Consider the following 20655-nt stretch of genomic DNA (forward strand, 5'->3'; position numbering starts at 1 on the left):
GGAGGCTGGGCTGGAGCTCCCCATGCGGACCGGCCCCGTTGTGGACAGGCCTCGCGCGACGCTCTGAGATCTGGTCTACCGCCGCAAGCGGAAATTGCGAACGCGATCGGCTCCTTCCGCGCGCAACCATACCCCTTCAAGTCATGAGGTTCAGCAGGTGGCCTGTCGTGGAAGCTCCGCCGGTCGCACGTGGATCGACAGCTACCGCTGAAATGGCTGGAAAGCGGCTGAAACGCTCCAGCTTTCAGCGACGCTTCTTCAGCACATCTTCCAAACCTTGGAGCAGAGACTCCGGTGTGTAGGCTTCATAACGACCAGGGCGCCCAAGTGCGCGGCTTCAGATTTGATCGCGCTGTCACCTGTTGCGAGAACGAGGAATAGATCGGGCCAGCCCGCGCAGGCGTCCCTTGCGAGGTGCAGGCCAGAGATGCCGGGGAGCCCGACGTCCGTGAGGAGGATGTCCACGGGTTCCTCATCCAGGATCTTCAGAGCCTCCTGAGCCGTGCCGGCCTCCCTTACATTGCATCCGATATCGCGCAGCATCTCCGTCGTGATAAGGCGGATGAGGTCGTCGTCTTCGACAAGCAACACGGTCGCACCAGTGAGAGCCTTTTCGTTTGCCGAGTGCTGCGATCCCTGAGCGACGCGCCTTTGAGCTTGATTGCCCAACACGTGTCTGATCTTGCGGGCGAGCGCCTCGCGCGTATAGGGCTTGGCCAGGAGCTCCACCCCGGGATCGAGCCGCCCGCCATGCACGATGGCATTCTGCGTGTAACCGGACGTGAAGAGACGGCCACCCTGGGCAACCGTTCCTTGACTTTTCGCGCCAGGTCCGGGCTACGCAGCGCGCCTGGCATCATGACATCTGTGAAGATCAGGTCTATCGGGATGCCGCTATCGACGACAACGAGTGCGCTCGCTGCATCTCGCGCCTTGACAACGCGATAGCCAAGCTCAGTGAGCATCGAGACCGCGACCTCGCGGACCTCGTCATCGTCCTCGACCACAAGCACGGTTTCCTCACCGCCCGTGATCTCACCGGAGGGAACGGCCACCAGAGCGTCCTCGCTGGCGACCTGCTGCGGAAAATAGAGTTTGACCGTCGTTCCAGCGCCTATTTCGCTGTAGATTTTGACGTGTCCGCCGGACTGCTTGAGGAAGCCGTACACCATGGCGAGGCCCAGGCCCGTGCCCTCATCCTCCGCTTTGGTTGTGAAGAAGGGCTCGTAGACCCGCTCCAAGATATCCGGCGGAATGCCGGTGCCGGTATCGGTCACCGCGATCATCACGTATTGTCCCGGAGACAGTTCATCATGCTGCCGGACGTACTCGTCGTCGAGGAAGGCGTTGCTCGCCTCGATCGTGAGTCGCCCTTCGCCGTTCATCGCGTCTCGGGCATTGATAGCGAGGTTCAAAACCGCATTCTCGAGTTGATCCGGATCGATGAGGCTATTCCAAAGCCCGCCGGCGACTACCGTTTCGACTTCGATCTCTCCGCCGAGGGCGCGGCGCAGCATCTCGTCCATGCCCTTGATCAGGCGGCCAGCGTTCACCACTTTCGGCTCTAGCGGCTGGCGCCTTGCGAAAGCAAGCAATTGCGAGGCAAGTTTCGATCCGCGGGCGCCCGCAAGGGCGCTTTGGACCCGCATCTCGGCCCGCGCATTACCGGCGATGTCCTTGCTGAGCAGCTGCAGGTTTCCGCTGATCACCTGCAGCAGATTGTTGAAATCGTGAGCGACGCCACCCGTGAGTTGGCCGATCGCCTCCAGCTTCTGCGAACGAATCATCGTCGCCTGCGCCGCCTGGAGCGCGGCTTCCGCTTCGCGGCGTTTAGTGATATCCCGTGTCACCTTGGCGAAGCCGACAAGCTTGCCGTCGTCGTCCCGGATCGCGTCGATTACAACGTGCGCCCAGAAGGCGGTGCCGTCCTTTCGGACCCGTTGGCCTTCATGCTCCCAGCGCCCGTTTCGGGTTGCGGTCGCAAGGCCCGTACGCGGAAGTCCCGCGGCACGATCCGCTTCCGTGTAGAAGTCGGAGAAGTGGCGGCCAATGATCTCTTCGGGGGCATAGCATTTGATGCGCTGTGCGCCGGCGTTCCAGCTCACTACGTGGCCGTCCACATCCAGCATGTAGATGGCGTAGTCCGTCACGCTCTGCACCAGCAACCGGAACTGCTGTTCGCTTTCGCAGTTTAGTCTCAGCGGCTCTTCGTTCGGTCAAGTCTCGGGTGATTTTGGCGAAGCCGACGAGGTCGCCCTCGGGCGAACGAATCGCGTCGATCACTACATGAGCCCTTGCGTGCCGTCTTTGCGCACGCGCCAGCCCTCGCGTTCGAACCGGCCGGTGCGCTCGGCCTCCCCCAGCGCCAGCGCAGGGACGTTCTGCGCCCGCTCGGCGTCGGTGTAGAAGACCGAGAAATGACGACCCATGATCTCATCCGCCTCATAGCCCTTGAAGCGCTTGGCACCGGGGTTCCAGCTGGTGACGTGACCCTCGCGATCCAACATGTAGATCGCGTAATCAGTGATCGCCTCGATGAGGAGCCGGTAGCGGCCGTTGCTGTCCTCAGCGGCTTCGAATCGGTTTGAGGTTTCCATGCGAATCCTGTCCCAGCCCCAGCGGAAGTGGGACATCAACCTAATGAAACATTACCTAATCGATCCGGTTCCGTTCGACCCGGCGCTGGGTGATTTCGCGAGCTGAGAGGTGACGGGGCGAGGCCCGCAGGTTTGACCTGCCAGCGTCGCCGCCGAGTGGCTTGATCCACATCCAAACACCGGACCAGCTTCGTGTCGAAATTCTACCCGACGTGAGGTTGACTGGGAGGGGCTGGAGGCGGCGCAAACATTTTGCCGCGCACGAGCAGCGACACCGTCATAAGGGTCAGGCTCGCAATGAGAAGGTTTGCAACAACGAACAGGACTGGGCCGATGACGGAAAGTACGCCGTTATCGCCATGAACGATGAGACGAAGTGGTGCGGTCGCAATCGCGGTCGCGCCGAAGCTGAAGGCCCACAGGCCGGGGACGGCACCCGCTTTCGCTATCCAAGGCGAAAGCCGGGCGAGGACAAGAAATTGAAGAATGCCATAGCCGATGAGACCATGAACAAAGATGTCTGGTGTTCCACCGCTGATAGCGATGTATGCGACGGCGCCAACGGGCGCGGGTGCAAGTTGAATTCCCAACGTCGGGCGCAGCGCAGCGAGCGTCTCCGGCCCCATCAGCAGCCGATGCAGCAGCACGGACTCAATGGCGAGCCAAGACAACATGCCGGCACCGAACGCAAGTTGTCCCCAATCGGGATGGCCGAGCGCCGAGGCTACGGTCGCCGAGACGAAACTGCCGGCCACGGTCGGCAAGTAGAGCACGGCCGTTGTAGTGCTCGGATCCCGTTCGCCATGCCAGAGTTGGCCCGTGCGCCAGATGCCGAAGCTGAGCGTGAAGACGAAGCCGGTCACGAAAATGATGGTAGCGCCCGCATGCGAGTGCGGAACGAGGCCGCCAGCAATCAGCATAGTGGCAACACCCGCAAGCCCGATGAAACAGCATTGCACGGGATGGGCGGCCTCCGCTGCGACCTTCGCCGGCACGAGCAGAGCCTTGATGATGTAAAGAACGATAAGTGTCGCCCACACAACGCCTGCCGCCCCATAGATCAGTTCTGCAGTGATGGCGGGAAGCTGCCAAACCTCAGTCGCTGCTCGCCATGCATTTCCAAGGCCCGCGAGGCCCAGCACGATACTGAAATAAGAGGCCGGCATATTCCCGACAAATTCAGCAAGCCGGCTTGGTAATTTCTCGACCACATCCTGGGTATCAGCCGCTGCCTGCATGGCTCGCTCCTCTGTCTACTTTTTATGAACAAAGTGCATTTACAGTGAAATGGGCGTATGCCTCGTTGGATGCGCAGTGTGCTTGTGGGAGGACTAATCTACAAGAGCACCAAGTCAAACGAGGAAAAGGCCACGTTCGTCAAGGAGCTTCAAAAGACGAACCTAGAACGGGAGAATGGTGTTCCGAGGCTTATAAGCGCATGTTTGGGACATCTATGCGAACACCGGCGACGAGGGCACAGGCCTCGCATTCGGCTTCGTGTTCATGCATTTCGGCGCCAACGACGGGCCGTCTGCCATGCTGGTCGTCCAGTCGTGGTTCGGAGCAGCGAACGGCAGATGACGGCCTAGCATCGTTTTATGCCTTGGGGGAGCCTGACGGCGGCCAGCTAACGGCCGGCCGTCGTGGACGCCAGATAGTGCACGAGGTCGTGCTCGGGCGCGCCGAACCCGCTTTGACGTTCCCTCAGTTCGGGTGCAGGCTGCCAGCCCGGTTCGATGCCCGTCATGTCGGGTAGTTCGTGGGCGATGCCCTTGTGGCAATCGATGCAGGTCTTGTCGCCGGGGACGAGAAATTTCGCGTGGATTTCGGCCGCCCGTCGGGTTTGCTTGGTAAAATCCATGGCCGCCGAGGAATGGCAGTTGCGGCACTCGAGGGAATCGTTCGCCTTCAGCCGCGCCCATTCGTGCTTGGCCAGTTCGAGCCGGTGATCCTGAAATTTCTTCCGGGTGTCGATCACGCCGAATATCTTGCCCCAGACTTCCTTCGAGGCCTGCATCTTGCGGGCGATCTTGTCGGTCCAGTCGTGCGGAACGTGACAGTCGGGACAGGTGGCGCGGACGCCCGAGCGGTTGGAGAAGTGCGGCGTGTGCTGCAGTTCCTCGAAGACGTTGGCGCGCATCTCGTGGCAGGACGTGCAGAACTTCTCGGTGTTGGTGACTTCGAGCGCGGTATTGAAGGCGCCCCAGAACAGCACGCCGCAGACGAAGCCTCCGAGCGCGAGAAAACCCAGACTCAAATGCGTGCTGGGGCGGCTGGCGATCCGCCAGAACCAGATCAGGAGTGCCTTGAGCCGCTGCATGGAGGCTTCTCACTTCTTTCCAGGTTCGACGAGAAGCATGTCCTTGAAGGTGCTCGGCACCAGCGGCTGGGCATCCGTCTGCTGGACGTGGCAGGCGGTGCAGAAATATCGGCGCGGCGTCACGTCGGCCAACACCTGCCCGTCGCGATCCATGAAGTGGGTGATGCTGATCATCGGCGCGCCCGAGCCTTCGGTGAACTGTCGCCGGTGACAATCAAGGCAGCGGTTAGCCTTCAGCGTGAGTTGGTAGTTGTCGATGGAATGCGGGATGATCGGCGGCTGCTCGGGATAATTGCGCATCAGCCGCTTGTCGTCGACGATCGGCCGCGCCAGGGGCGGCGCCGGCACGTCGCCCATCGGCGACGCGGCCCCGGTGACGGGGGGCACGATCTGTGGCGCGTTCTGCGCGTAGATCGCACCACAGACGAACACCAGCATGCCGCCGAGCAGTGCGCCAGCCAGAGGCGCGCGAAGTCCCTTCAGGCCGGAATGATCTTGACCGCGCATTTCTTGAAGTCCGTCTGCTTGGAAATGGGATCGGTTGCGTCCAGCGTCACCTTGTTGATCAGTTGGCTGGCATCGAACCACGGAACGAAGACCACGCCGCGCGGCATCCGGTTGCGGCCCTTGGTGTCGACGCGGCTGCGGATCTCGCCGCGCCGGGACACCACGCGGACCTCCGCGCCCTGATTGATGCCCCTTTCGCGCGCGTCTTCCGCATGCATGTAGACGCAGGCGCCAGGGAATGCCTTGTAGAGCTCGGGCACCCGCATGGTCATGGAGCCGGAGTGCCAATGTTCGAGCACACGGCCGGTCACAAGCCAGACGTCGAATTCCTTGTCCGGAGATTCGGCGGGCGGCTCATACGGCACCGCGATGATCCGCGCCTTACCGTCGTCGTTGCCGTAGAAGTCCACGCCCTTGCCCGGCTTGACGTAGGGATCGAGGCCTTCGCGGTAGCGCCACTTGGTTTCTTTGCCGTCGACGACGGGCCAACGCATTCCGCGATTGGTGTGGAGCGTGTCGTAGGCCCCCAGATCGTGGCCGTGGCCGCGGCCGAAGGAGGCGTATTCCTCGAACAGGCCCTTCTGCACATAGAAGCCGAATGCCTTCGACTCGCTGTTCCCGTACTCGGCCGGGATATCGCTCATCGGGAACTTGTCGACGCTGCCGTTGCGGAAAAGAACGTCGAACAGCGTTTTGCCGCGATAGTTGGGATTGGAATCCAGAATCTGCGCCGGCCACACCTCGTCGGTGGTGAAGCGCTTCGAGAACTCCATCATCTGCCAGAGGTCGGAACGCGCCTCGCCTGGCGCGTCGACGAGCTGTCGCCAGACATGGGTGCGCCGTTCCGCGTTGCCGTAGGCGCCTTCCTTTTCGACCCACATCGCCGCCGGCAGAACGAGATCGGCGGCCATCGCGGTCACGGTCGGGTAGGCGTCCGAGACGACGATGAAGTTGGCCGGATTGCGGTAGCCCGGATAGGTCTCCTGGGACGAATTCGGCGCCGCCTGCAGGTTGTTGTTCACCTGGATCCAGTAGAAGTTCAGCTTGCCGTCCTTCAGCATCCGGTCCTGTTCGACCGCGTGATAGCCCGGCTTTTCCGGAATGATGCCGTTCGGCACACGCCAGATTTCCTCGGTGTGCTTGCGATGCTCCGGATTGGTGACGACCATGTCGGCCGGCAGGCGGTGCGCGAAGGTGCCGACCTCGCGCGCGGTGCCGCAGGCGGACGGCTGCCCGGTCAGCGAGAACGGCGAATTACCGGGTTCGGAAATCTTCCCCGTCAGCAGATGCAGATTGTAAAGCAGCTGATTGGCCCACACGCCGCGAACATGCTGGTTGAAGCCCATGGTCCAAAGCGACATCACCTTGCGGTTCGGATCGGCATAGAGCTCGGCGAGTTCCTGCAGGAAGCCGCGTTCGACACCCGTGAGCTCGGACACCTTCTCGAGCGTGTATTCCTTCACGAAGGCGGCATAGGCGTCGAAGTCGATCGGCTGCGTCGCGCCCGCCGTTGCCGCGCCTTTGGCATTGACCTCGAGCGGATGATCCGAACGCAGTCCGTATCCGATGTCGACCGTACCCTTCACGAAGGTCGTGTGGCTCTTGACGAAGTCCTGGTTGACCCGTCCCGTGGTGATGATGTGGTTGGCGATATAGTTCAGGATCGCCAGATCGGTGCCCGGCTTGAATATGATCGGGATGTCGGCGAGATCGCAGCTGCGGTGGGTGAAGGTCGAGAGCACCGCCACCTTGACATGCGGATGGCTGAGACGCCGGTCGGTGAGACGGGTCCACAGGATCGGATGCATCTCGGCCATGTTGGAGCCCCACAGCACGAACGCATCGGCGGCCTCGAAATCGTCATAGCAGCCCATCGGCTCGTCCATGCCGAAGGTGCGCATGAACGCGACCGCGGCCGACGCCATGCAGTGGCGGGCATTCGGATCGAGGTTGTTGGAGCGGAAGCCGGCCCGCATCAGCTTGGTGGCGGCATATCCTTCGTGAACCGTCCACTGTCCCGATCCGAACATGCCGAGCGCGGTCGGTCCTTTGTCCTTCAGCACCGCCTTGGCGCGGGCAGCCATCACGTCGAAGGCCTCGTCCCATGAAACCGGCGTCAGTTCGCCGTCCTTCGCAAAGGCGCCGTCCTTCTTGCGCAGCAGCGGCGTGGTCAGCCGATCGCCGCCATACATGATCTTGGAGAGAAAATATCCTTTGATGCAGTTCAGCCCGCGATTGACCTCGGCGAGCGTATCGCCGTGGGTGGCGACGACCTTGTTTGCCTTGACGCCCACCATCACGCCGCATCCGGTGCCGCAGAAGCGGCACGGCGCTTTCGACCATTTGATTTCCAGCGATCCGACGCCGCCCGCCACCGGCTGCGCAGTGGCCGGAACGGCGATGCCGGCGGCCGCTGCGGCGATAGCGGCGGCCTGTGCCTTCAACAATTCGCGTCGCGACAGTGACATGCTCTAGTCTCCGATATCGGCTAAACGCTCTACCTGCTCGAACACCATGTTGGCCGACAGGACGCCTGGCCAGGATGCGATCTCGGCGAGACGGCCGCCCATGATTCCGCTCTCGGCCGCGTCCATCACGATGACGATTTTCGACGCGGTGCTTTGATGGGTCTCCACCTCCGGCAAGGCTGCGAGCATGCGCAGCACCGCGTCCCGGTGTTTCGGCAGCACGGAGACGACCGCGCTCGAAATGTAGATGGTGTCTTCCGTCGTCATGATGCGCCACCGTCGCGGGCAGCACCCAGCGCGATGGCGTCACCCGGGCACACGGCGACGCAATCGCCGCAGCCGGTGCAGGCGGCTTCATTGACGATGGCCTGCGGCGGCAAACCGATGCGGGGCCGGAAATGAATGGCCGAAGTGCCACATGCGTCGCCGCAGGAACGGCAGACGATGCCGGCTTCAGCCAGGCAATCGTCGTTGATGACGGCGACGGGCCTGGTGAGAAGTTGGCCGCGAAACAGGGCGCGGCGGGAGGGTCCCGGGCTTTCCATGACGACGTTCAACCTCCCGGAGGACCGGGAGGACCCAGGATCATTTGGGACGCCCAGACGAGAAAGCCGTATCCGCCGACCACGCCGACGGCGACCACCGGCCAGATGAAGGCGGCAATGATGGCGAACACGACCAATTCCGCGCGACGGCCGGTCGCCAGTTCGGCCTCAGGAGCCGGCTGCGCATCGTGTCTATTTGACGTGTCGCTCATGCAACGACCTGCCAGTTCCCAATCGAACATCGCTGCGCCGGCCACACGCTCCCGTGGGTGCCGGTCTCGTGTCATCTGTAATCGAACGGATGGGCGGCGACATCTGCTCCATTGCAGGATGTTCCACCGCACGCGCCAGCAGCTTACCTGCTGGCCGGCTAAGCCTCCATTGATCTGGATCAATTAAATCGGCGGCGGTCAGGGCCGGAACTGCGGCCCGGGGCGCGTTCATAAGCCTTTCTTCCGAGGAAAGGTCCGGGCCTCGAAAAGTTTCTCCATCGCCTCCTCGGGTATCGGCTCACCGCCGTTGGCGACGGTCAGCTTGAACGAATCGTCTTTCGTCCATGCGCGAACGCGTACCGGTCTGTTGGAAGCACTGTGGGTCACGGCGTTGCCGACCAGATTCGAGACCAGTTGGCCGATGCGAGACCTGTCGCAATCCACCGGTGCGTCGATGGCGTAGTCCTCCATGATATCCCGGCCGGCTGCAGGTTACCCGGCTCTGGACCTGAGAATGAAGCGCCGGTCGATTTTTTGCACCGGGCGAGCATTCATCGGGTAGAGCTTTGCGAAGCGGGCAATATCTGCCTCGGCTACCTCGACGTGGTGAGCGAGCACGATCCAATCGACTGACTGGCTGCACGGCGGCGTCGTGAGAGAGCCCTCGTAGTGATAGTAGCCGCGCTCGGCCGGTAACAAGCGGCTTGGGTCAATGCTGGGATCGGCGGAAACAGGCGCTCCGGCTTCCTGCGGCATCGTCGAAACGATCTTATTGAACGCCGCATTTTTCTTGCCCGGGACAATGAACACACCGACGACCGCAAGCCCACCCGCTGCCGCCGCGTGGACGAAGTGCGCTTCCATCCCGAAGCGTTTGCCATCGACGAGATGTTCGCTGGGATGATGGAAGTGAAACTGTGTCAGCCTAAAGCTGCGATCACCCAGTTGGAGGGTATCGCCCTCAGGGGTGTTGAGTTGGATCGTATGGCCGTTGTTGACGATGGTCTCCGGGCGCTTGCTCCAGTTGATCTTGAGCGACGGCTGGCGTGCGGTGACAGCACTGGTGATGTCGATGGGCGACTGCTGGCTACCAATCGAGCACGTCGCGTCCGCTCCATCGAGCTCGCCCCACTTATCGGGGCCGGTCGCCCCCTCGTAACTCCAGTGATGGCCTTCCTCAGCAACGCCAATCGATGCACACAGCGGACACAGTGCAATGGCCGCGAACATCTTCAATACCTGACGACGACGCATGATCGCCTCCCAGCAAGCTGTGTCTGCCAAAGGAGGAACAAACGTCGGCTAACGGCAGGCGACCTTGATCTTGATCAAGGGACCGAGACGGCTTTGGTCCTCGACGGGTTTATGGTGGGTCCTGCCGGATTGCCGTTCCAGGCCCCTTGGCCCCCGGGCCCGCCCCATGAAGCCAGATCAACACTCGGGGCCGCCCCATCCTCCATCGCATCCGGCGAGGGAGGGGCACCGTGCAATCGCTGCTCAAAGAAATCCGGCACAGCCCGCTGCTGTGTATGCGTTTTTCGTTCCCCTTGTATTCCCCTTGTATTGTTGGCCGAAAAGGCCGCGCCGGAGGCGCATACACTTCTGTTTGTTGCCATCCCGAACCCGAATAACAATTCCTGATCGTCGTCCATGTGATAGACGCTGGTGAACCAGAAAGTCTCCGAAACGATGATGGCCGCCAGCGCGGCTACTGACGTGTAGTGGAAGAGAGGCTCGGTCGGAGCGCCCCGCTCATTGCCCTTCGCCATCCGTTGCGTACTGGCTTGATTGAACCGTTCGGCAAGCCTCTCCGCGCGACGATGCATGATCCGGTCGCCTCCCCGAGGCCTGTGGACTACGCTCGTTGCGCATTGAATACTGTCGAACGGACTGCGTCGAGTACGATCGGCATGCGGCACAGGATGTGATCCCGAGAGGCCCACCCGTTACCCGCAACGCAGTCAGATCGGACCGATATCCACGAAAAGCCCGCGGATTGCTTGTCTTTTCGATACCTTGCGGCCCGCGCAGCGGGTAGGTTACGCCTCTGCAGGATCCACTCGTTCGGAACGCGATGTTTCAAGACACCATCAGCCTGGCTGCCATGGCCGACGCTCTAAGTCGGTCGGCCGACTATCGCGTCCTGCGACGGCTGGTTCCAAGGATTCCGTCTGTGCCACTCATCGGTCACGACACGCGAACCGCCGTGCTGCTCGACACCGAAACCACGGGCCTCGACACTCAGAAAAACGAGATCATCGAGCTCGGGATGGTCAAGTTCGACTACTTTCCGGACGGTCGCATCGCCGGCGTCAGAGACACGTTCTCCGCCTTTAACGAGCCGTCGGTCCCGATTCCATCCGAGATCACCGCGCTAACCGGAATCACCGACGAGGTGGTTGCCGGGCATCGGATAGACGAGGCAGCGGTGACGGCGTTCGTCGACGACGCCGTGATCTCGATCGCACACAATAGTGGGTTTGATCGGAAATTCGCCGAACGATACTGGCCGGTGTTTGAGCAGAAGCCATGGGCCTGTAGCGCCACTGAGATCGAGTGGAAAAAACACGGCTTCACCGGCGGGCAACTCGGCTATCTGCTGAACGGCGCCGGCTACTTCCATGCCGCCCACCGCGCCGTCGACGATTGCCATGCCCTGCTCGAAGTCCTCGCGTTCGAACTACCGACGACCGGCGCGCCGGCGCTCGCGCTGCTGTTGGAGACCGCCCGCAGGCCGACGGTGCGTGTATGGGCCGACCAGTCGCCGTTCGAACTGAAGGATTCGTTGAAGCGCCGCGGCTACAAGTGGTCCGATGGCAGCGACGGCAGACCGAAGAGTTGGTACGTCGACGTCCGCGAGACCGCGCTGCAGGACGAGATTGCATTCCTGAAGACCGAGATCTACCTGCGCGACGTGGAGCCGCGGCTGCAGAGCTTGACCGCCTTCACGCGTTTCTCGGCTAGGCTCTAGCGCGATACTTCAACTGAGGGAGGATCACCGACTCTTCGGCGCGTTCGTAATCGTTCAATGATGGTAGGCATGCCGAATCTTTGACGTCCGCGACCCGGCTCGGCCACCATTCACCTGCGATTCGCTGAATCGTGTGGGCACGCCGAGCCAGCGAGGATCAAATGGCATTCACGTTAAATCAGGCGTTCCGGATTCTGCGCGAGCGCGGCATAACCGAAATGAAAGTCGGCCTGCCGGAGAATGAGATTTCCGTGGATCGTGCCGACAGATGGGCCGTCTACAGCTACAAGAAGGACTTCTATTTCTCCGTCGATGCCGAAGGCAACGTCGTCGGCGGACGAGCGAATTTCGACAAGATGTTGACTTTGCTGCAGCCGAAGAAACGTAAGGCACGTTAGCTGAATTCCTAGCGCTAGTCGTGCTCGAAGCGGACTCGCCCGATGTCGTTCATCGTTGCGACCGAAAGCGGCTGAGTAAGTTTACCGACCCTTACCTGCAGATCAGGAAGTCCCGGGTTGGCGAAAGTTCATCTCGGGCACCAGTTCGTATTCGGGATGCGGCGTCCAGGAAAACGGGGTCGTCTCCATGATCTGCGACCATTCGCCCAAATCAGGCCAAGTCGACACGGTTTAGTCGCCGACGAGGATGAATTCAACGCCGCCTCTCGCAAGCCTGTATTGCTCGCTGCCAAGTTCGGACGAATGCGAACAGGCGCAGGCGCGCAGCCCGCAGGCCCGTCAAGCTGGCACTCCAGCGGCCGTTGATGTAATCGCTGGATGGACCGTTCCAAGTGCTCCCACGATTACGAAGATTAGCAACCCCAAAATAATTTCGACCACGCAGTTACGGGTGAGCTTGCGAACCGCATCGAGTTCTCGGTCGCTGGCGGGCACATTGGCAAGCCTGGGCATCAGCCCAAACCGGTTAGCCGCCGCGATGATCAGCATGGTCGAGAACAAGGCAATCTTAAGCATTAGCAGTCGGCCATACATCATCACGAGTAGAGCGTGGACCGAGCCAATCAAAATAGCACCGTTCACCATGCCCGTTGCCAATAGCGCGCTTACGCGCAGACCGAGATTTGAAAACCGCAGGGTCGCGTTCCGCACGAACGATGGCCAGCTGCGTGGATCGTGTTGCCGAGTCACTGACGCTAACAAAGCTAGATATACCAAGGCTAGAAGCGATCGGAAGGCTGCCCCCGCGGGACGGCAAACGATTGACACGTTCTGAATTCCAGGAATCTTCGTGCCCTTCCGGGATCAAGTGAACCTCGACAAGCCAGCCGCAGTCAACGATTCAAAATCCGGTCCCTGACTCCTCGATTGCGGGCCTGAGCCGATGCAGCGTCAGGATGACGAGCTTGGTTTTGCGGCCGTCTCCGTTGGTCCCGACCGGGCAACTGTTGGCTGCGCCCTCCGGAACCTGCGGTGCGATCGAGGTTGAGTTCGCGGCCGGAGCTCGGATGCGGATCACGGGGGCGGTTGACGCGGCGACGCTGGCTGCGGTGGTAGCGGCGCTGACTGATGGACGGCCACGATAATCACGTTGCCGGCCGGCGTGCGGGTAGGGGCCGCGACCGCCCATACCGACATGCGGAAGGGCTTTCCCTCGCTGGCATTGCAGGTTCAGGAGATGTTGCATCGCGACCCGCTGGGCGGCCACCTGTTTTGCTTCCGCGGTCGTCGCGGCAACCTGCTGAAGGGATCTGGCATGACGGCCAGGGCGCCTGCCTTTCACAAAACGCCCAGAGCGGGGGCGCTTCATCTAGCCGAGCCCGGCCGAGGGTGTGGTGACGATCTCGTCGGCGCAGCTCGGCTATCTCTTGGTCCGGAACCGACGGCACCCACAACAGACGTGGCGGCCGACATTGGTCGGATGAAGCTTTGAGCGAGAACCAGTTCGAGACAATAATGACAGTCATGCGGCAGGTCTTCAGCGAGCAAGACTTAGGAACAAAAAGCCTTCAATGGAGTTAAGTTAGCCCTCATTTCCAGCCCCGCCAGATCGACTGGACAGCGGCAGAAGATCGTTTAATTTCAGCCCCCGCTGCGATCTTTTTTCATATGGTTTCAATGCCACATTACGAGAAATACACCACGACGGTTGTGGGGGCGCATAGCGTCCCTCGCTGGTACGAGGCGATGGACCGGCTGGTCACGATGGGACAACTTGCGCCCGGTGATTTCGTCGACGCCCAGCTGAGGGCAACCCAGGCGGCGATCCTTGAGCAGGAAATCGCGGGTATCGATGTCGTCACGGGCGGCGAGATGCATCGCCGGACGCATAACCGGCATTCTCCGCCAAACGCCATGCTCAATTTCTTCTGGCAAAAAATTCCCTCTTTTCAGGGCGAGACAAAACCAAAGCCGATCACCCCGCACGATCCGAATGTCTTTCATCCCGCCGCGATCTGCCGCGGACCGATCGCGGATACCGTTGATCTCGGACTGGTAGAGGAATTTGATCTGGTTTCTTCCTATGCGCGCAGGCCCGTCAAGGTCACCATGACCGGTCCTCATTTGCTCGCGGCTGTCGCGTACGACGAGTATTATCAGGACACGCCCAGAATGATGGCGGATTTCGGCAAGCTTCTTCATCAGAATTTCAAGCGGCTTGCCGAGGCCGGATGCAAACACATCCAGATCGACGAGCCGTACTTCACGGCATCGAGCGATGAAGAGGTGGGAGCCGCCGTCGAAGTCATTAACACCGTCATCGAAGGTCTCCCGACCGATGTGCACGTATCGGTTCATATCTGCCAGGGCAACTATGCGGTTGGTCCTGATTACGATGGCCAGATCGGGCACCGTTATTTCGACACGGGTCGGTACAAGGCTGACCTCGTGTGCCGGATTGAGTGCGACGCTTTTCTCATCGAGCACGACATGACCCATCATTACGAGGGGCTGCTTGGAGACAGGCAGCTCGCTGTGGGCGCCATCGATGTGCAATCCCCGAACGTCGAAACCGGCGAACAAGTAGCCGATCGCATCCGGGCCTACTCATGGCTCCCTCCGGAGCAGACTCTCATTACCAGCACGTGCGGCTTCAATCACCTCCCGAGACACATCGCATTCGGCAAGATGAAAGCCATGGTCGAAGCCAAAGCCATTTTGAGCAGGCGGTAAATCGGGGCGCTTATGGACGACGAACAAGGCCAGTTGCAGACACGCATTCACGATTCGGCCGAGCGGCTGCGGATCGCTGAAGCCGCGAGCGGCATCGGCGTTTTCAGATATAATTTGGAGAGTGGAACATTCGATTGTTCCGCGCAGGCCGCCGCGCTCTTCGGCATCGATCCCCGGTCAACAGATGGGTCATTTACCACCTGGGAACGATCGATCTTCATTGACGATATTCCGAAGGTCCACGACGCCTTCGCGAGCGCGGCCAGAACCGGTCAGTTCTACGTGGAGTTTCGGCTAAGGCACGCGGATGGGAGCCTGCATTGGATCGCCGGGAAAGGCGATACATCGAGTGAGCTGACAGAAGCGACAGGCTCCCTCATCGCTGGCGCATTTTACGAAATTACGGAGCGGAAGTCTCTCGAAGCGCGGCTGCTTGCTCTCAATGAGACGCTTGAAGCACGCGTAAATCAGGTGCGGCAGGAGACGCGCACCCTTGAAATTCTCAATACGACCGGCGTTGCGGTCGCGGGCGAGCACAACACCGAGCGCCTGGTCCAGATGGTGACCGATGCGGGCGTGGAGTTGAGCCACGCCGAATTCGGTGCCTTTTTCTATAATGTGCTGAATGAGGACGGCGAATCCTACACGCTCTATACGCTCTCGGGCGCTCCACGCGAAGCGTTCGCAAAATTTCCCATGCCCCGGAACACGGCTATTTTTGAGCCGACCTTCCGTGGTCGCGGGACCATGCGTTCCGACGACATCCTGAAGGATCAGAGATACGGCAAGAGCGCCCCCTATCACGGGATGCCAAAAGGCCATTTGCTGGTGAGAAGCTATCTTGCCGTGTCCGTAGTGTCGCGATCCGGTCAGGTTCTCGGAGGCTTGTTCTTCGGGCACGCGCAGCCGGGCGTCTTTACCGAGCGGGCGGAAAAGCTCATCGAAGCGCTTGCCGCGCAGGCTGCGGTTGCCATCGACAACGCGCGGCTTCATCAGACCAGTCAACGCGAGATCGAAGCGCGTCGCAAAGCTGAGACTGAGCTTCAGCGCCTGAACGACGAACTCCAGCAGCGTGTGGAAGAACGGGCCCGGGAGCTCGCTGCGACCGCCACCAGGCTTGAGGATACAGAACGCCGCTTCCGCCTGCTGGTCGAGGGCGTCACCGACTATGCCATCTATATGCTCGATCCCGGCGGGTATGTCATTAATTGGAATCCGGGCGCACAACGCATCAAAGGCTACACGCGCGAGGAAATCCTTGGGCGGCATTTTTCGACTTTCTACGACGAGGTGGACCGGAACAGCGGTTTTCCCGCCCGGGCCTTGGGCATTGCCGCTGAGACCGGCAAGTTCGAGGCCGAGGGTTGGCGTGTGCGAAAGGATGGCAGCAAATTCTGGGCCGGCGTGGTCATCAATGCGATCAAGGATGCAAAGGGCGAACTGATCGGTTTTGCCAAGATCACGCGCGATCTCACAGAAAAGCGCGCTGCGGAAGAGAGGTCGCGGCAGGCTCAGAAGTTGGAAGGTATTGGCCAGCTAACGGGCGGCGTGGCCCATGACTTCAACAATTTGCTGACGATCATAATCGGCAACCTCGAAACTCTGCAGAAGAATTTGGCCGCTTCGGCGCCTGAGCCCGTCCGGCTGCGGCGATCCGCCGAGCACGCGATGCGCGGGGCGCGGCGCGCCGAATCATTGACCCAGCGCCTGCTGGCATTTTCGCGCCAGCAGCCCCTCGATCCGAGGCCGGTTGACCTGGGCCGCCTGGTATCGGGCATGTCCGATATGCTGCGCCGGACGCTTGGCGAGCAAGTTACCGTAGAAACCGTGCTGGGCGGCGGGACGTGGCGAGCCTATGTCGATCCCAACCAGCTCGAAGTCGCAATCGTCAATCTCGCGATCAACGCGCGTGACGCGATGCCCGATGGCGGCAAACTGACGCTCGAAACCGCCAACGTCCATCTCGATGAAAAATATACGTCGTCCCAGGTCGAAGTGCTCCCGGGACAATATGTCATGCTGGCCGTGACCGACAGCGGGCACGGTATGCCGCCGGACGTGATTGCGCGCGCCTTCGATCCCTTTTTCACGACCAAGGACGTGGGCCACGGCACCGGCCTTGGCCTGTCGCAAGTGTATGGCTTTGCCAAGCAGTCGCGCGGGCATGTGAGAATCTACAGCGAAGTCGGTGAGGGTACGACCATTAAGCTCTATCTGCCGCGCGTGCATGGAGCGGGCGAGGTTGAAGAAGCGCCCGCTGATGACGCTCTTGCCAACAGTCCCGGACATGAAACGGTTCTGGTGGTCGAAGACGATGCGGACGTGCGGGCCTATAGCTGCGATACGCTGCGCGAGCTGGGATACCAGGTAATCGAGGCGGAGAATGGACGCGCAGGCCTGCAGGCGCTCGACCGGCATCCCGCGATATGCGTTCTATTCACGGATGTAGGCCTGCCGGGAGGCATGAATGGCCGCCAGCTTGCCGATGAAGCGCGCAAGCGAAGGCCGGACCTCAAAGTGTTGTTTACAACGGGCTATGCGCGAAACGCGATCGTTCACGACGGCCGGCTCGATGCAGGCGTTGAGCTGATCACCAAGCCGTTCTCGCAATCCACCTTGTCCGCAAAGTTGCGGGATATCATCGATGCCGCACGCTCGCCCGGGCGCATTCTGCTCGTCGAGGACGAACCGCTGATCCAGATGCTCGCGCGCGAATATCTGGAGGACGCGGGTTTCCAGGTGGATACTGCGGGCTCTGCCGCCGAAGCGATGAACAAGTTGCGGCTGGTGCCGGGCGGCGTCGATGCCGTTATCCTGGACCTTGGCCTACCCGATAAAAAGGGAGATGAACTCCTGCGCGAGATAAGATCACTCCATGGATCTCTGCCTGTCCTGCTCGCCACTGGTCAAGGGGCTGCCGGTTTGCTCGAGCAGTTCAACAACCAGAACGGCATCGGCTTCGTAACCAAGCCTTACTCAGCCGCAGATTTGCGAGGTGGGCTCCGCAAGCTGGGCATCCACGGCACATCGGAGTAGCAAAGAGCGGCTCCTTCTTGTGGGCACGGTTGCCTCGGCCCCGGGGCGTTTGTCATTCGGCTTGCAATATTGGCTCTGACTCACTTTTGCGGGCGCGCTTTGGCGTTTTTGCTGGTTTACGCTTACTCATGTGACGGCTCCAACGAGATATGGCGGTCGCGACCACGACGGTCATTTCCGAACGACAATAGGATTTGCAATGGAGCGTTCCTAAACAAGCGGGATGTATGCAGCCCTAGGAACTAGATTCTGCTAACCGGCGTTCTCATGCGGCGCAGCCATCGCCCGCCGTTCACAACGGCGCCTGTTGCGGATAGCCAAAGGTCTTCGGACCCGCTGTTATTCAACGCCAGCGCTCGCGCGGATAGCCAAAGGCGGTGGCTGCGGTCCTCTGACCGACGAGGCGCACAATGACTGACTCGGCTAAGAAAGACTTGGTGAACGCGCTCGCCGCGCTAGTCAAGGAGCGCAGGCTATGCGCCGAGCTTCTCTCAAAGCCCTACGAGCGAGGAGGCACATATGAAGCCACGATGGCGCGGTTTGTGGAATTCCAAACAGCGATAGAAGCAGTGGAGCGCGCCCTAGTGTCGGAAGCTGACTATCCTTAACGGGCGCGCCAACGCACGAAGGCGTGTGGGTGTGGAAGCTCAAACCAGTAGGAACAAGTGGCAATCCCCGACTATTGTTTGGTGCTGGGGATTAGATTGTTGCCCAGTGCGTAGCCAACGTCCGCGCCCAGCCAACATATTCGGCTGGTAGCGGCGTTGTGCGTTTTCCAGGAACTACTCGTGTACGTGAAGTTCACGCGCATGTGCGGCGCAGATCTGGTTACGGAACCGCCGCGCAAGCACCAGGATAATCGCAAGGGCAAGTATGTTCACGAGCTGGGTAACCATGAACACGACATCGCCGATGGTGATAGAATGACCGAGAAAGAGCGCCGACGACAGCACCCATAGTGCGTAGGCGCGCTCGCTGATTCCGGCGTAGCAATGCTGAGAACGCCATCGTGACGTGGCAAAATCACGTAAAGCCGGTTGGGCGCGACGATCGCCGTCGTGTGAGCCCGTGCCCCGTCGCGGTCTGCATCCTCGCGCCCGTCGTCGGATCGATCGTGTCAATTACGCCGGGCTCGCCGATAGCGGCGTGAACGCGGCCGGTGGCTGGATTGAAGAACGTCTTGTCGGGCGGGCCAGCGATCGGCCAGACGTTTGTGACCTTCCCGGAAGTGCCGTCGACCTCCACCAGTTGGCCGTCGTCGCAAATGGCGTAGAGCCGGTGGCGTGCGTGATCGATGTCAAGACTGTGCGCGACCGCCGGACGGCAACGGCCAACGGACAATTTCGTCGACGCCGAGCCGTCAGGATCCTCGAGGGCTCGCAGATGCAAAGAAACACACATTCGGCGGCGGCGTCGGTGACGCACCAGCGCGGCCGGCCAGGTCGGTCAGTCGCGTGCTGCGTGACCTGTTTGAAATCGATCATTTGCGGCGTCGGACCATGTGCCCGTCGCCGATGCACGCAGCGACGCCGATGCCCCTGCCCTTGACGATAGCGGCGCCGTTGGGCCGCTTTCCCGACGGAAAGACGCCTTTCATCGCGTAGGTCATGGCGTCCAGCCGGGTGATGGTCGCGGCGCCGCGATCTCCGCCGTCGTCGCCTACCGCGCCGGCGACGGCGGGAGAGCCCGGCAATGCCGCGGGATGCTTCCATGCATCATGGTCGATGACCTCGAGAGACAGTCGCGCGCTCCGGCGTCAGGACCGACTACCGTACCACCTTCGCCGACGTGTTCTACCAGGGCACCTTGAAATGGAATCAGGGGGTCCACAACGAGATGGTCTACTTCACCGGCAACATTCCGAGCGGCACCTACGATCAGGACCGCCTGGCGAATCTGAGCCTGGGCTTCGCGGCCTTCGACATCGGCGACGGCTACACCTGCTTTGATCCGAAGGCGGGCCACGAATTTTCCGTGGTCGCCGGCCTGACCTACTCGCTGCCCAATTCGTTTCTGCAGTACCAGAACGGCATCGACTTCCACATCGACTGGGCGGCCTCGAAATTCGTCACCAAGACCGTCCAGATCGGCGTGGTCGGCTATTTCCTCCAGCAGATCACCGATGACTCGGGCCCCGGTGCGGTCCTCGGCGGCTTCCGCGGCCGAACGGTCGGCATCGGACCCCAGATCGGCTTCGTCTTCCCGAAGCCGTTCGAAGGCTACCAGGGCTACCTCAACCTGAAGGCCTACAAGGATCTCGAGACGGAGAACCGGCCAAACGGCTGGAGCAGTTGGCTGACCTTTGCGGTCTCCGCAGCGCCGCCCGAACCGGCCGGCAAGCGGGGCTGGCACAAGTAAGGCGAGCAGCACATTGGTTCGTATTGTCCGCGGTCATGCGGCCCTGATTAACCTCAGAAGCACCGCCGAGAGTCGCGCCGGTCATTTCCGTCATTCAGCCGGGCATATTGTAGTTGCCGTAGAAGCCCTGCAGATCATCGAGGAGTACGTCGGCGCTCTGCGGGAATCATCAGCTCCGCCGGATGTTGAGTTGAGGCCGCCTCATTGGCGGGCTCTCTCTTTCGAAACTAGCCGTGGGTCCCGAAGGCGACATGCATCCTGTGTCGTCGACCGCATTTGGGGTCCCAGAACTGCACGCGCAGTTGCCAAACCGCTCGCCAACGCCGCCTCGACCGTCCTCATGTCCCACCCGGCTCGGTTTCCGCGGCCGGATGACCGACCATGTTTTCGGCACGGATTCGCTAACCAATCCTTCCCGAAACGCCTCGAATAGGGCCGACAATGACGGCTCGGGCGGCCGAAAAGGTGGTACACGACGGTGGTCACAAAACTCAGCCGGACTTTTCGCGA

The 20655-nt window shown here is 61.1% G+C and carries 20 protein-coding genes and 1 pseudogene; 7 read left to right on the forward strand and 14 right to left on the reverse strand.

The window, feature by feature from the left end:
- Positions 1-258: 258 nt before the first annotated feature.
- The 11 genes and pseudogenes from ACPPVP_RS08270 to ACPPVP_RS08320 all read right to left on the reverse strand — a co-directional run bounded on the left by ACPPVP_RS08270 (position 259) and on the right by ACPPVP_RS08320 (position 10475).
- Positions 259-2597 (reverse strand): annotated as a pseudogene (locus ACPPVP_RS08270) (PAS domain S-box protein).
- Positions 2598-2800: 203 nt separating this feature from the next.
- Complete coding sequence (gene tehA / locus ACPPVP_RS08275; protein ID WP_426533007.1) at positions 2801-3835, reverse strand: dicarboxylate transporter/tellurite-resistance protein TehA; 1035 nt, start codon at positions 3833-3835, stop codon at positions 2801-2803.
- A gap of 389 nt (positions 3836-4224) precedes the next feature.
- On the reverse strand, positions 4225-4917 hold the full coding sequence (locus ACPPVP_RS08280; protein WP_426533009.1) for a cytochrome c3 family protein: 693 nt from the start codon (positions 4915-4917) through the stop codon (positions 4225-4227).
- Positions 4918-4926: 9 nt separating this feature from the next.
- Entirely contained in the window at positions 4927-5424 is a 498-nt protein-coding gene (locus ACPPVP_RS08285) for a nitrate reductase cytochrome c-type subunit (RefSeq protein WP_426533011.1), read from the reverse strand.
- Positions 5397-7892, reverse strand: coding sequence for a periplasmic nitrate reductase subunit alpha (gene napA / locus ACPPVP_RS08290; RefSeq protein WP_426533013.1), 2496 nt, complete (start codon positions 7890-7892; stop codon positions 5397-5399). Before napA ends, ACPPVP_RS08285 begins: the two co-directional genes overlap by 28 nt.
- A gap of 3 nt (positions 7893-7895) precedes the next feature.
- A complete protein-coding gene (locus ACPPVP_RS08295) occupies positions 7896-8159 on the reverse strand; it encodes a chaperone NapD (protein WP_426533015.1) in 264 nt (87 codons plus the stop codon).
- Positions 8156-8437: a 4Fe-4S dicluster domain-containing protein gene (locus ACPPVP_RS08300; protein WP_426533017.1), complete on the reverse strand. Its 282-nt coding sequence runs from the start codon at positions 8435-8437 to the stop codon at positions 8156-8158. The genes ACPPVP_RS08295 and ACPPVP_RS08300 overlap by 4 nt, the downstream gene beginning before the upstream one ends.
- A gap of 8 nt (positions 8438-8445) precedes the next feature.
- Entirely contained in the window at positions 8446-8649 is a 204-nt protein-coding gene (locus ACPPVP_RS08305; RefSeq protein ID WP_426533019.1) for a nitrate reductase, read from the reverse strand.
- A gap of 228 nt (positions 8650-8877) precedes the next feature.
- Positions 8878-9120: an ATP-binding protein gene (locus ACPPVP_RS08310; protein ID WP_426533021.1), complete on the reverse strand. Its 243-nt coding sequence runs from the start codon at positions 9118-9120 to the stop codon at positions 8878-8880.
- 21 nt (positions 9121-9141) lie between these two features.
- Positions 9142-9903 (reverse strand): carbonic anhydrase, encoded by a 762-nt coding sequence (locus ACPPVP_RS08315; RefSeq protein WP_426533023.1) that lies wholly within the window; start codon positions 9901-9903, stop codon positions 9142-9144.
- 74 nt (positions 9904-9977) lie between these two features.
- Positions 9978-10475, reverse strand: a complete 498-nt coding sequence (locus tag ACPPVP_RS08320; RefSeq protein WP_426533025.1) for a hypothetical protein — start codon at positions 10473-10475, stop codon at positions 9978-9980.
- Between the two features lie 248 nt (positions 10476-10723).
- Between ACPPVP_RS08320 and ACPPVP_RS08325 the strand changes: the two genes are divergently transcribed.
- Together ACPPVP_RS08325 and ACPPVP_RS08330 are read left to right on the forward strand one after the other, a co-directional pair.
- A complete protein-coding gene (locus tag ACPPVP_RS08325) occupies positions 10724-11620 on the forward strand; it encodes a 3'-5' exonuclease (protein ID WP_426533027.1) in 897 nt (298 codons plus the stop codon).
- A 161-nt stretch (positions 11621-11781) separates the two neighbouring features.
- Positions 11782-12018: a hypothetical protein gene (locus tag ACPPVP_RS08330; protein ID WP_426533029.1), complete on the forward strand. Its 237-nt coding sequence runs from the start codon at positions 11782-11784 to the stop codon at positions 12016-12018.
- A 339-nt stretch (positions 12019-12357) separates the two neighbouring features.
- Here the strand turns inward: ACPPVP_RS08330 and ACPPVP_RS08335 are convergent, their stop codons facing one another.
- On the reverse strand, positions 12358-12663 hold the full coding sequence (locus tag ACPPVP_RS08335) for a CopD family protein (protein WP_426533031.1): 306 nt from the start codon (positions 12661-12663) through the stop codon (positions 12358-12360).
- 550 nt (positions 12664-13213) lie between these two features.
- Between ACPPVP_RS08335 and tnpB the strand changes: the two genes are divergently transcribed.
- The 4 genes from tnpB (at position 13214) to ACPPVP_RS08355 (ending at position 18746) form a co-directional block, all read left to right on the forward strand.
- The gene (tnpB, locus tag ACPPVP_RS08340) at positions 13214-13510 is read left to right on the forward strand and encodes an IS66 family insertion sequence element accessory protein TnpB (protein WP_426537738.1); all 297 of its coding nucleotides are present in this window, start codon (positions 13214-13216) and stop codon (positions 13508-13510) included.
- Between the two features lie 254 nt (positions 13511-13764).
- A complete protein-coding gene (locus ACPPVP_RS08345) occupies positions 13765-14751 on the forward strand; it encodes a hypothetical protein (RefSeq protein WP_426533033.1) in 987 nt (328 codons plus the stop codon).
- 12 nt (positions 14752-14763) lie between these two features.
- A complete protein-coding gene (locus ACPPVP_RS08350; protein ID WP_426533035.1) occupies positions 14764-17787 on the forward strand; it encodes a response regulator in 3024 nt (1007 codons plus the stop codon).
- Between the two features lie 788 nt (positions 17788-18575).
- A complete protein-coding gene (locus tag ACPPVP_RS08355; protein ID WP_426533037.1) occupies positions 18576-18746 on the forward strand; it encodes a hypothetical protein in 171 nt (56 codons plus the stop codon).
- Between the two features lie 64 nt (positions 18747-18810).
- Here ACPPVP_RS08355 and ACPPVP_RS08360 read toward each other — a convergent pair whose 3' ends face one another.
- Positions 18811-19128 carry a hypothetical protein gene (locus ACPPVP_RS08360; RefSeq protein ID WP_426533039.1) on the reverse strand — a complete coding sequence of 106 codons (318 nt, stop codon included), beginning with the start codon at positions 19126-19128 and terminating at the stop codon, positions 18811-18813.
- 139 nt (positions 19129-19267) lie between these two features.
- Positions 19268-19480, reverse strand: coding sequence for a hypothetical protein (locus ACPPVP_RS08365; protein ID WP_426533041.1), 213 nt, complete (start codon positions 19478-19480; stop codon positions 19268-19270).
- 113 nt (positions 19481-19593) lie between these two features.
- Between ACPPVP_RS08365 and ACPPVP_RS08370 the strand changes: the two genes are divergently transcribed.
- Positions 19594-20145 (forward strand): SphA family protein, encoded by a 552-nt coding sequence (locus ACPPVP_RS08370; RefSeq protein WP_426533043.1) that lies wholly within the window; start codon positions 19594-19596, stop codon positions 20143-20145.
- Positions 20146-20655: the final 510 nt, after the last annotated feature.

Source organism: Bradyrhizobium sp. McL0615 (genome assembly GCF_049993905.1).
Classification (GTDB): domain Bacteria; phylum Pseudomonadota; class Alphaproteobacteria; order Rhizobiales; family Xanthobacteraceae; genus Bradyrhizobium.

Coding starts and splice junctions, on each gene's coding strand:
- tehA (WP_426533007.1), bottom strand. CDS start 3,835: ATGCAGGCAGCGGCTGATACCCAGGATGTGGTCGAGAAATTACCAAGC.
- ACPPVP_RS08280 (WP_426533009.1), bottom strand. CDS start 4,917: ATGCAGCGGCTCAAGGCACTCCTGATCTGGTTCTGGCGGATCGCCAGC.
- ACPPVP_RS08285 (WP_426533011.1), bottom strand. CDS start 5,424: ATGCGCGGTCAAGATCATTCCGGCCTGAAGGGACTTCGCGCGCCTCTG.
- napA (WP_426533013.1), bottom strand. CDS start 7,892: ATGTCACTGTCGCGACGCGAATTGTTGAAGGCACAGGCCGCCGCTATC.
- ACPPVP_RS08295 (WP_426533015.1), bottom strand. CDS start 8,159: ATGACGACGGAAGACACCATCTACATTTCGAGCGCGGTCGTCTCCGTG.
- ACPPVP_RS08300 (WP_426533017.1), bottom strand. CDS start 8,437: ATGGAAAGCCCGGGACCCTCCCGCCGCGCCCTGTTTCGCGGCCAACTT.
- ACPPVP_RS08305 (WP_426533019.1), bottom strand. CDS start 8,649: ATGAGCGACACGTCAAATAGACACGATGCGCAGCCGGCTCCTGAGGCC.
- ACPPVP_RS08310 (WP_426533021.1), bottom strand. CDS start 9,120: ATGGAGGACTACGCCATCGACGCACCGGTGGATTGCGACAGGTCTCGC.
- ACPPVP_RS08315 (WP_426533023.1), bottom strand. CDS start 9,903: ATGCGTCGTCGTCAGGTATTGAAGATGTTCGCGGCCATTGCACTGTGT.
- ACPPVP_RS08320 (WP_426533025.1), bottom strand. CDS start 10,475: ATGCATCGTCGCGCGGAGAGGCTTGCCGAACGGTTCAATCAAGCCAGT.
- ACPPVP_RS08325 (WP_426533027.1), top strand. CDS start 10,724: ATGTTTCAAGACACCATCAGCCTGGCTGCCATGGCCGACGCTCTAAGT.
- ACPPVP_RS08330 (WP_426533029.1), top strand. CDS start 11,782: ATGGCATTCACGTTAAATCAGGCGTTCCGGATTCTGCGCGAGCGCGGC.
- ACPPVP_RS08335 (WP_426533031.1), bottom strand. CDS start 12,663: ATGGTGAACGGTGCTATTTTGATTGGCTCGGTCCACGCTCTACTCGTG.
- tnpB (WP_426537738.1), top strand. CDS start 13,214: ATGCGGAAGGGCTTTCCCTCGCTGGCATTGCAGGTTCAGGAGATGTTG.
- ACPPVP_RS08345 (WP_426533033.1), top strand. CDS start 13,765: ATGGACCGGCTGGTCACGATGGGACAACTTGCGCCCGGTGATTTCGTC.
- ACPPVP_RS08350 (WP_426533035.1), top strand. CDS start 14,764: ATGGACGACGAACAAGGCCAGTTGCAGACACGCATTCACGATTCGGCC.